At 56.0% G+C, this 8949-nt stretch carries 13 protein-coding genes and 5 pseudogenes; 2 read left to right on the top strand and 16 right to left on the bottom strand.

The features are described from left to right. Positions 1-2: 2 nt before the first annotated feature. Both JCM13583_RS04000 and JCM13583_RS03995 read right to left on the bottom strand, forming a co-directional pair. The gene (locus JCM13583_RS04000) at positions 3-236 is read right to left on the bottom strand and encodes an Lrp/AsnC ligand binding domain-containing protein (RefSeq protein ID WP_075056775.1); all 234 of its coding nucleotides are present in this window, start codon (positions 234-236) and stop codon (positions 3-5) included. A gap of 30 nt (positions 237-266) precedes the next feature. Further along, positions 267-1620 (bottom strand): annotated as a pseudogene (locus JCM13583_RS03995) (histidine--tRNA ligase). Positions 1621-1901: 281 nt separating this feature from the next. Between JCM13583_RS03995 and JCM13583_RS03990 the strand changes: the two are divergent. Then, entirely contained in the window at positions 1902-2234 is a 333-nt protein-coding gene (locus JCM13583_RS03990) for a hypothetical protein (RefSeq protein WP_075056774.1), read from the top strand. On the opposite strand, the pseudogene JCM13583_RS12070 reads toward JCM13583_RS03990, so the two are convergent. The 3 genes and pseudogenes from JCM13583_RS12070 to JCM13583_RS03980 all read right to left on the bottom strand — a co-directional run. Beyond that, positions 2228-2407 (bottom strand): annotated as a pseudogene (locus JCM13583_RS12070) (hypothetical protein); the annotation flags it as partial. The gene JCM13583_RS03990 and the pseudogene JCM13583_RS12070 overlap by 7 nt on opposite strands. 12 nt (positions 2408-2419) lie before the next feature. Further along, positions 2420-2593: a hypothetical protein gene (locus JCM13583_RS13815; RefSeq protein WP_171823424.1), complete on the bottom strand. Its 174-nt coding sequence runs from the start codon at positions 2591-2593 to the stop codon at positions 2420-2422. 332 nt (positions 2594-2925) lie between these two features. Continuing rightward, positions 2926-3510, bottom strand: coding sequence for a hypothetical protein (locus tag JCM13583_RS03980; protein WP_075056773.1), 585 nt, complete (start codon positions 3508-3510; stop codon positions 2926-2928). A 178-nt stretch (positions 3511-3688) separates the two neighbouring features. On the opposite strand from JCM13583_RS03980, the pseudogene JCM13583_RS03975 reads away from it, so the two are divergent. After that, positions 3689-4238, top strand: a pseudogene (locus tag JCM13583_RS03975) (orotate phosphoribosyltransferase). Here JCM13583_RS03975 and JCM13583_RS03970 read toward each other — a convergent pair. The 11 genes and pseudogenes from JCM13583_RS03970 to JCM13583_RS03925 all read right to left on the bottom strand — a co-directional run bounded on the left by JCM13583_RS03970 (position 4212) and on the right by JCM13583_RS03925 (position 8881). Next, the gene (locus JCM13583_RS03970) at positions 4212-4634 is read right to left on the bottom strand and encodes a hypothetical protein (RefSeq protein ID WP_162509352.1); all 423 of its coding nucleotides are present in this window, start codon (positions 4632-4634) and stop codon (positions 4212-4214) included. The pseudogene JCM13583_RS03975 and the gene JCM13583_RS03970 sit on opposite strands and share 27 nt — an antisense overlap. A 123-nt stretch (positions 4635-4757) precedes the next feature. Continuing rightward, positions 4758-5417 (bottom strand): annotated as a pseudogene (locus JCM13583_RS03965) (translation initiation factor IF-6). A 2-nt stretch (positions 5418-5419) separates the two neighbouring features. Then, positions 5420-5692 carry a 50S ribosomal protein L31e gene (locus tag JCM13583_RS03960; RefSeq protein WP_075056794.1) on the bottom strand — a complete coding sequence of 91 codons (273 nt, stop codon included), beginning with the start codon at positions 5690-5692 and terminating at the stop codon, positions 5420-5422. A 10-nt stretch (positions 5693-5702) separates the two neighbouring features. After that, entirely contained in the window at positions 5703-5858 is a 156-nt protein-coding gene (locus JCM13583_RS03955; RefSeq protein ID WP_075056771.1) for a 50S ribosomal protein L39e, read from the bottom strand. Next, the gene (locus JCM13583_RS03950; RefSeq protein WP_075056793.1) at positions 5858-6205 is read right to left on the bottom strand and encodes a DNA-binding protein; all 348 of its coding nucleotides are present in this window, start codon (positions 6203-6205) and stop codon (positions 5858-5860) included. The genes JCM13583_RS03955 and JCM13583_RS03950 overlap by 1 nt, the downstream gene beginning before the upstream one ends. A gap of 10 nt (positions 6206-6215) precedes the next feature. Next, positions 6216-6678, bottom strand: a pseudogene (locus JCM13583_RS03945) (30S ribosomal protein S19e). Positions 6679-6714: 36 nt separating this feature from the next. Next, positions 6715-7302 (bottom strand): hypothetical protein, encoded by a 588-nt coding sequence (locus tag JCM13583_RS03940; RefSeq protein WP_075056770.1) that lies wholly within the window; start codon positions 7300-7302, stop codon positions 6715-6717. A 20-nt stretch (positions 7303-7322) separates the two neighbouring features. Next, entirely contained in the window at positions 7323-7652 is a 330-nt protein-coding gene (locus JCM13583_RS12065; RefSeq protein ID WP_162509351.1) for a methyltransferase domain-containing protein, read from the bottom strand. After that, the gene (locus tag JCM13583_RS12060; protein WP_171823423.1) at positions 7649-7789 is read right to left on the bottom strand and encodes a class I SAM-dependent methyltransferase; all 141 of its coding nucleotides are present in this window, start codon (positions 7787-7789) and stop codon (positions 7649-7651) included. Before JCM13583_RS12060 ends, JCM13583_RS12065 begins: the two co-directional genes overlap by 4 nt. Before the next feature lie 100 nt (positions 7790-7889). Further along, positions 7890-8579: a VIT1/CCC1 transporter family protein gene (locus JCM13583_RS03930; RefSeq protein ID WP_075056769.1), complete on the bottom strand. Its 690-nt coding sequence runs from the start codon at positions 8577-8579 to the stop codon at positions 7890-7892. Further along, the gene (locus JCM13583_RS03925; protein ID WP_075056768.1) at positions 8576-8881 is read right to left on the bottom strand and encodes a hypothetical protein; all 306 of its coding nucleotides are present in this window, start codon (positions 8879-8881) and stop codon (positions 8576-8578) included. Before JCM13583_RS03925 ends, JCM13583_RS03930 begins: the two co-directional genes overlap by 4 nt. Positions 8882-8949: the final 68 nt, after the last annotated feature.

Below are 8949 nucleotides of genomic sequence, written 5' to 3'. Positions count from 1 at the left end.
CCTCACAGCTTTATACCGGTGAGCGTCTTAGTATCTATAACTCCTTCGATCGTACGAATTTGCTCAATTACAATTTTGCCAAGTTCACTGTAGTCCTTCGCGTCTATCTTCACGATCAGGTCGTACTCTCCGAACAGCGGGTGTATCTCGACAACGTAGTTGATCTTGGATATCTTATTGTATACCTCGTGTTCCTTACCGGGAGCAGTACTCACCAGCACAAACGCTATGGACAAAGTTATCCCGTCAAGTAATAGAGCAGAGCATTAATAAATTTTGCCCTGCCCACGGCCATGCAGAGATGCGGCCCTTTCAGCCACGTACCTTGGGAGATCGACCCTCATTACTGACACCTGCTCCCCCCCTGAGGCCAGATCCCTAATGGTTACGCCTCCCGCCTCGATTTCCCTCTCTCCCAGGATCACAGCAAAGTCGCAGCCCTCAGAAGAGGCGCTCTTCAGCTGGGCGGAAAGCGAGCGCTCGCTCACTTCACACACAGCAGAGCCACCGCTCTTCCTTATCTCCGCAGCGACGGAGAATGCCTCTTCCTGGAACATGCTCGAGGCAATGCAGACATAGAACTTTGGCTCCTTCTTCTCAACCCGCCAGGCACCTACCCTCCTCATCAGTATCTCTATGACGACATCGCCCATGCCGAATCCCACCGCAGGCAGGTCGATCCCGGCAAGGAGTTCCCCCCCGAGCGAATCGTAGCGGCCACCGCCCAGTATTGCCCTCAGTTCCCCCCCAGCAGTGTCAAAGGCCTCGAATACCGTGCCTGTGTAGTAAGACAAGCCCCCCTCACTATGGAGAGGTCCATCACAACAGGGCTGCGTGTGAAGCATGAGATGAGCTTCCTCATTTCCCTCAGTTCCCTCACTATCTCCGTCACAGTTTCGCTTCTCCCCCCCATGATTGAGGAGACCCTCTCCTCCACGTCATCGAAGCTGATCCTCTGCGAGAGCACCTCAGCAATGGACACTGCCGTGGACCTGTCCACACCTGTGGCCTCCAGGCCGTCCAGGAACTCCTCCCTGCTGGTCTTCCTGAACCGGTCTATCACCGAGAATGCTCCAGCAATGTCCTTCACGCCCACACCGGTCAGGAAGCTGTCCATGAGCTTCCTGTTGTTGACCCTCACCTCGTACTGACCCTCAAGGCCGAGGCGGTCAAGGATGTGTGCTGCCAGGCCTATGACCTCAGCGTCCGCCGCTGGCCCCCCCTTTGCCCCCCGAAAAGGTCTGCGTTGAACTGGAAGTGCTCCCTGAGCCTACCCGACTGGGGCTCCTCGTACCTCCACACCTTGGGGAAGCTGAACCACCTCACAGGCCTTGGCAGATCCTTCCTCGATGCTATCATCCTTACAACGGATGGCGTGACCTCAGGTATCAGCGTTACCTCCCTGCCTCCCCCCCTGTCCTTGAAGGCGAAGGTCTGCGATACCAGTTCATCACCAGACTTCACCCTATATAGGTCAAGGTACTCGACGCTCGGGACATCAACATGCCTGTAACCGAAGAGCCTCGCAGCCTTGGATGCAGTCCTAAATATCACTTCCCTTGGCTCGTAGTCCTCCGGGTACTGGTCGCGGAAACCCCCCCTGACGTGCTCGAACTTCATTGATTCCCTATGTTCAGGTGGTATAAATCACCACTACTGCACACGTTTTCCGGGAGACGTGCGGGCACCGCTCAGCAAACCATGGTACCAGGGCCTGACAGGAGAATGAGAGCCCTCGCCCTTCGTGGTGTGAAGAGGTCAGAACTCCGATACCATCATACCCGGGCCAGGGGTGCGCATGGGGGTGGGGCATGGCTGTGCATGGATGGAGGTTCATGAGGAAAAATAATATGTAAAAGATATACGACATGGTTAAGTAGTTTTTACTCAATTATACAGGCGTGGACGTGGGAAGGGCGAACACGGTTTATGAGATGCTGAGGCGTGCAAACTACACGAAGAACCAGGCAAAGATCCTTGCACTTCTCGAGCAGGTCAATAGCGCTTCAATGGCGGAGATAGTCGGGCTCCTCGGTATAACCCAGTCCAGGGCAACGAGCGCAGTGCACGGCCTGATGCGCCTGGCTGTGGTGCAGAGGATGGCAGTGAAGGCCAGGCCTGGGCGTGGGAGGACGACGTTTGTGTACAGGCTGACGGCAACGATTGATGACCTCCTCTCCAGGAAGCCTGTCACCCTGGAAGTGAAGTATGACCCGGACGGCCAGGATCAGTGACCGATCGCCCTGGCAAGCCTCCTACCGTACCTCGATAGGTCTATGTGCGAGTAGGACGCTATGGTGTTACCCTTGACAAGGCCGTCGCTGCCGTCTATGCCCTTTCCGATGAGGTTCCTGAACACCTTCTCCCCCCCTGCATCCGAGACCGAGCTGTAATGGAACTCGTGCCCCCCCTCACTCTCTCACCCTTCCTGAAGAGGAAGTTGTCCCTTGTGCACAGGAGCTCGGTGTAGGCCAGTGTCAGCCTGTTGCTGAAGGTGACCTCCCCCCCCGAAGATGCCAACAAGGCCGTACTTCGTCTTCCCGTCCCAGGCGTGATCCTCAAGGTACATCAGTCCCCCCCCGCACTCGGCCATTATGGGCACGCCGGCCTCAGAAAGGTCCCTGAGGCACCTCCTGGTCCTATCTGCTGGAGAGCTCGGCGTAGTGCAGCTCGGGATACCCGCCGCCGATGTACACCATTGAGGCGTCATCCGGCGCCTCGTTCCTCAGGGGGGGGAGAAGTAGGCAACTGTGCCCAGCGTGGAGAGGAAGTCTAGGCTTGAGGCGTAGTAGAACGAGAACGCCTCGTCCATTGCAACGTATACCTTCCTGCCACCGCCCGCTGGCCTTGATTCCACGCCGGTGCAGCGGCTATCCTCAAGCAGGTCGGTGAACGAGAAGTCTATGTACCTTGAAGCCTCCCTGGCTATCTCGTGGAGCCTGCTGATTTCCGAGGGCGTGTAGAGGCCAGGTGCCTCTCCGGGATCTTCAGGCTCTCGCTGTACGGTATCTCCCCCCAGATCCTGATGGAATGCTCCCTGAAAGGCCTTTCAACCATCTCCAGGTGTTTCTGGGACCTGTAGTTGTTTATTATGACACCCAGGCACCTCTTTCCCATGAAGCCTCTGGATATGTAATATGCAGATTCGGCCACCCTTGAGACGTCCACAACAAGAAGGTACTTAACGCCGAGGGCCCGAAAGTAGAAATCTGTGCTCGCGTTGATCGGGGGGGAGCCGGAATCATAAAGGCCCATGACGCCTTCGAGCACCGCATAGTCCGCAACCTCTCCCTGCCTGCATATGGCTTTCCTGTATGCCCTTCCCTGAAGCCACCGGTCCATGTTGACCGCCCTGATGCCGGAGATTTCCGTGTGGAGCATGGGGGGGTCTATGTAGTCTGGCCCGATCTTCACCGGGAGCGCCCTTCCAAGGCCGTGCAGCAGTGCCAGGGTTACCGTGGTCTTTCCTGATCCTGTCGTCGGGGGGGCAGTTACTCCTACCAGCTTCACGCCTTCTGATCGGTGAGGTAGAGATAAAGGGATCCAGGTGCATTTACACTGCCAAGGGATCGCATGCATGGCGTGTGGCATCAGCCTCAGGCAGATCGGCGAAAGCCTTGTATTGAGTCATGCGCGCACAGTCTGCAACAGCCACCGGGAACTGTATTATACTGTCTGCCTATACCTCATGGATGCTCTCAGACGTTCTCATCAGGCCGGTGCCATAAAGTTCGGGGGACTTTGTCCTCACCTCTGGGAAGAGATCAAATTACTACGTTGACATAAAGGACGCCTGCACAGACCCTTCCGTGCTCAGGGAGATAACTGAGGGGATGAAGCCGCACGTTAGAGGGGGGGTCGCTGTGGCCGGCGTTGAGCTTGGCGCAGTCCCCCCCTCGTCGTATCCACATCCCTTTCCCTGGGCCTCAGGTACATAATAATAAGGAAGGAGAGGAACCACGGAACGAAGAAGCTCATAGTTGGCAACGTGGAGCGGGGCGCAGAGGTCACAGTCCTGGAGGATGTTGTGACAACCGGTAACTCTGTCATGCGCGCCGTCAACATGCTCAGAGAGGAGGGGGGCAACGGTAAGGAGGGTAGTGTGCGTGGTGGACAGGGAAGAGGGTGGCAGCCAGCTCCTGTGCAACAACGGCGTGGAGCTCATAAGCCTTGTAAAGGCCAGGGACTTCCTGGGGGGGGCAAAGGGTAGCTCAGATATCCTCGGGAAGCCCCTTTGATTCCCTGTACCTGGCAATTATGGCCATCGCTTCACCTATGACAAGACCGGTCACTGCGGTGAGCGTGAGGTCAGAGGCCAGTAGTGCGACCCTGGAGGTGGGGGGGTAGAGCAACAGGGCCATAAGCCTGAAGATGTAGCCCACCAGCCAGATAGCCATGACCACGGTGGAACGCCTGTAGTACTGCCTCCCCTCCACAAGGCTGAAGGAAACGCCCCTTCCGTAGACAAGGCCCGCAACAAGGCCGGCGATCAGGGCAACTATCAGGAAAGGTACACTCAATATCCCGGCATCGACAACGGTAAGGAATAGCAGGACGTATATCACCGTCCTGACGACGATTCTCGATACACTGAACCTTGAGCCGTGGAGCCCCCCTGTAGAGCCTGTAAACAAGCCAGACTACCAGAATGAGGACTATTGGGAGAAAAGATGGTGGGATCTGGACAGCAGGAGCACCGATGCCACTCACATGACTGCCATTGTGTTCCTTATAAATACTTAATCATGGCGCCACTGTCACGAGAGGACGTCGTCTATCCTTCCTATCTCTATCGGTGTGGTCTCCTTCCCCCACAAAGACTGCCCTGCTGTTGGCCAGCACGGAGGAACCGACGTATATGTTACCGAAGTTCGCTGTGCCCGACTTCACTGGCACACCAAAGAACTCTGACAGGAACTTCATCTCATCTTCATCCGCCTCGGGCGTCACGAGCATCCCTCTCTTGGAGATCACGGCAGCGCTTCCCACGGTCTTTATCTTCCCTATGGTGCCCTTGATCACCTCAACGCCGAGCGTGTCCTCTATCTTCTTCTTTGAGGACGCGCTGAAACCCCCCCTGTGTATTATGGCCCCCCCTCGGTCATTGGCTATGATGTCGTTGCCGACGGCGTTGATCTTGTCCTTCAGGAAGAGGACGTTCCTGCCGTTGAGGTCCTCTGGAAGCCTCTCGTCTGTTCCGTTCCTGGCCACAATTATGCCGTTGGAGTTCATGACCATTAGCGATCCTATGAGGTAGCTCTGGTTGATCAGAACCCTTTCGACCCTGACACCCATGCTCTCCTCGAACTCCCTTACAGTCTCCTGCTCAACGCCCAAAGGCAAGAATGCAATGTCCTCCCACACCCTGCGTAGAGGCCTATAAAATTGTTCTTGAGAATGGATATCTTCTTTATCATGCTCAAGGCATTATTACCTCGACTGTGCCGTCCTGGAGCTTCACGACCTTCACCGTGAGCTTCCCAGGGACCTTCTTTTTGCCCCTCTCCCAGACCTTCTCGTTCACCTTGTTGTCGATCCAGATCTTACCCCTCTCGGTCCTAGTGTGCCTTGCTATGAAGCGCCTGAGTTCCTCTATTGCGGTATCAGCCTTTCTCGTCCTTGAAACGACCCTGGCATCCCTAAGGGGGACGTTCAGCACAATCTCGTCAGTGGCCTGCTGTGTCTCCACCATGCCATCCACCTCACAGCTTCAGCGAGGACCTCCTCCAGTTCCTCCTCTTGGTGTTCTGTATTACCTTCCTGTTCGTCCTCATCATTACCCAGGCTGGTACCCTGCTGTTCTGCTTCACCTTCTTCAGAAGCCTGATCTTTCTTCCGAGTCCCTTATTCCTGCTCATTACTTACTCCTCCTCTCAATGTGCGTTTCCCTCTTGTTCTCGCTCAGCCTCTCGAGCAGCTGCCTTATGTCTGCATCAGTCAGGACCCTGTTGATCCTGCCCATTGACGCAAGCTGGATCAGCTGGTTCTCAACGCTGTCTGCCAGGTCCGGCCTCACGAGCCTCACGTTTGCCAGTCTCTCCCTGGCTTCAGGATCAAGGATCTGGCGGAGGATCTGCTGTCTCCTGGCCCTCTCAGCCTCTATCTGCCTCTGCCTTTCCTGCACTATCTGCTGCTCGGCCAGGCTCCTCTGCATCTCCTCAAGCTTACGGCGCCTCAGCGCCTCCAGTTCCTCATCATCATCCATCTCTACCACTTCAGATGTACTTGGCAAGCGATGGCTCCTTTTCAGCGAGCTTCTGCAGCACCTCCCTTGACACCTTGTCTATCAGGGACTGGCCCTGTGGTGATATCACCCTTCCCTTTGTACCGTCTTTCCTCACATACCCCAGCGATTCAAGGGTCTGGAGCATGTGCCTGACTATGAACCTGCTCCCCCCCTTTGCCGGGTGGTACCTCTTCGACCCCCCCCTGTCCACCTTCCCCCCCATACTCCTCGCTGAGTCTGGATATGCCCACAGGCCCGTTCAGGTAAACCTTCCTGAGCGTGGAGGCGAGCCTCACATAATACCAGTCATCGTTCTGCCAAGGCCTCTCCCTGTGTATCCCTGCCTTCAGGTACTTTGTCCACTCTGGTTCCTTTATCCTGTCATCAAGCTTCAGCTTCTCTGCCAATGCAGATAGTAATGCGTCTGGCGGCACTTTCCTTGGATCAGTCATGGACCATCACAATCGGTGGGTTTATTTAAACGGGTCTTATAATGTTTTCTTGTTGTCTCCGTGGCCCTGCAATTCATATGTGTGGATGTAGTGTATCTCCAGGTAAGCCTTCCTGACAAGCCTGAATCCCCCCCTACCGGTCATGAGCGTTGCCAGTTCGTTATCCGCTATCCTGACCTCAAGGGGGGGCGGCCCTATGCTCTCCACCTTCTTGAACTCTACAAAGGTGACCTGGAGGCCCGGGCGTGACCTGTTCAGGAGGACATCGATCAGGCCCTCACGGCACCTGAGGTCGTGGAAGCTGTTGCTGAAGAACACCTTGTTGAACTGCACCTCGGGAAAGACCTCGCATATGTCCGTGTTCCACACATCCACGTTCTTCACGCCACCTCCCTTCACTCTGTCCTCAATGTACCTGGCTGCGTCCCTGTCCCTCTCGACAGCGTATACCTTGGACGCAAACCTTGAGAACAGGATCGAGTAGTAACCGTCACCTGACCCCCCCACATCTATTATCGTGTCTGATGGCCCTGGCAGCACAGCGGAGAGGACGGCAGCGTCCGGGACGTACCTTGAGCGCATCTCCGATATCCTGGCGTAGTCGAACTTGTGCTGGCCCTCCATATCCAGGCATGGGTGAAAGGTCAATAATCCTTTCCAGCACCCTTCCTGCCCAGGAACCACCTGTAGGCCACCGACCTGCCGGAGGCAAAGGCATTGAAGAGGTGCATTATGCCCTCCCACTCCTCACTATCCACGTCCCTGACGTCCCGGCTCTTCCTCCCGCTGCCAGTGACACTCATGAAGATCATGCCACCACCCCCCCTGAGTATCCTGAGGGCCTCAGCCACCGCTCCCCCCCTGTGGTCGACCGCGCAGCAGAGCATGAGGTGAGAGAATATGAAGTCCACAGAACCGTCGGGAATGAAGCCCAGCTCCGAGGCCCTTGAGAGATGGGCCTCCACGTTCTTCAACCTCTGGCCTCCACCTTCCGCCTGAGCACGTCAACCGCCCTGCTGTCAGGGTCGATTGCAATGACCTTGGCTTTTGGCCTCATCTTCGCGATCTTTTCCGTGAAGTAGCCAGGGCCAGAGCCCAAGTCGCAGATCACGCCGGACTCAGGGAGGTACTGTGCAACGATCCTCAGCGGTGATGGCTCCAGTACCGGAGCGGGTTCGAGAGTATGAAGGGCGGAAGGTGCCTGTCTTCAGTCATAGGACAGTAATGTGCAGGAAGATATGAAAGAGTTCACCAACCGTGTATGTGGCAGCTGAGGCTATGAGCGAGAGCGCTGTGGCCTTTATGGCATTCCTGCCTATGCTCAGCCCCCCCATAGAGAGCGAGACTATTGAGTTTGAGAGAGCCTCTGCCACCGCAACCAGTACCACTGACACTGCGAGGGCAGGTATCCTGGGCAGCAAAAGGAATGGAACTATTGGCACCAGTGCGCCTATGATATAGGAGTAGGCCACGGTTAGGGCCGACTCTGCACTCTCACCCTCTATGCTCGCTATCTTACTCTCGGCCCTGCCGTCCATCCTGAACAGGCTCTTCTTCATCTCCTCGTTTATCCTGTACTGGCTCTCTGTGCTCTGTGACAGGTACGCGCCCACAGTCATGCTTATCGTGCCACCTATTCCAACCACCAGTCCACCCAGAGCGATTATGAAGTGATCGACTATTATGGCGGAGAGCCCGGCCAGTGCGGCCAGGACCTCCACAAGGCCGTCGCTCATGCCGTAGATTATGTCCCTGCTCCTCTGGACATCCTTCCTCGTCCTCTCTATACTGTTCTGGAATATCTCCTCGTGGCTCACCTCTTCCCTTATTATCTTCTCCAGGCCCTGCCTCATCGGGTCACCGTCCGGCAGGCTGTCAGCGTATTCCCTGTACATCTTCACAGTTGATATCTCCCGTGCTCCAGCATCCTAACCGTAAGCACCGTTCCCAGTATTCGCCTCAGAAAGAGTAGGAGCGAGATCTTGCCATACCTGGGCCTTATGTGCGATACGCTCTCCCCCCCGCTACTCTCTATTGCCTTCCTCCAGAAGTCGGAGTGTTCCCTCTCGACATCGGAGAGCCTGGCGAGGCTGTCTCCAAGGTCGGTGCCCTTCATGGTTCCAGAGAGTTTCCTGTAGAACTCCATGTCCGTTATCTCGTCTCTGTAGAACTCCTCGTAAGCGGCGGTGGCCTGACCCTTCATCCCTTTACTATGCCTGTGCTGTGGTTAAAACTTTCCTCAAAGTTTATCATTCCTGTAAAGCCACCCTT

Source organism: Thermogymnomonas acidicola JCM 13583, assembly GCF_001316105.1.
Lineage (GTDB): Archaea > Thermoplasmatota > Thermoplasmata > Thermoplasmatales > Thermoplasmataceae > Thermogymnomonas > Thermogymnomonas acidicola.
The sequence above is the reverse complement of the archived record's forward strand: the minus strand, read 5'-3'. Positions and strand labels throughout refer to the sequence as shown.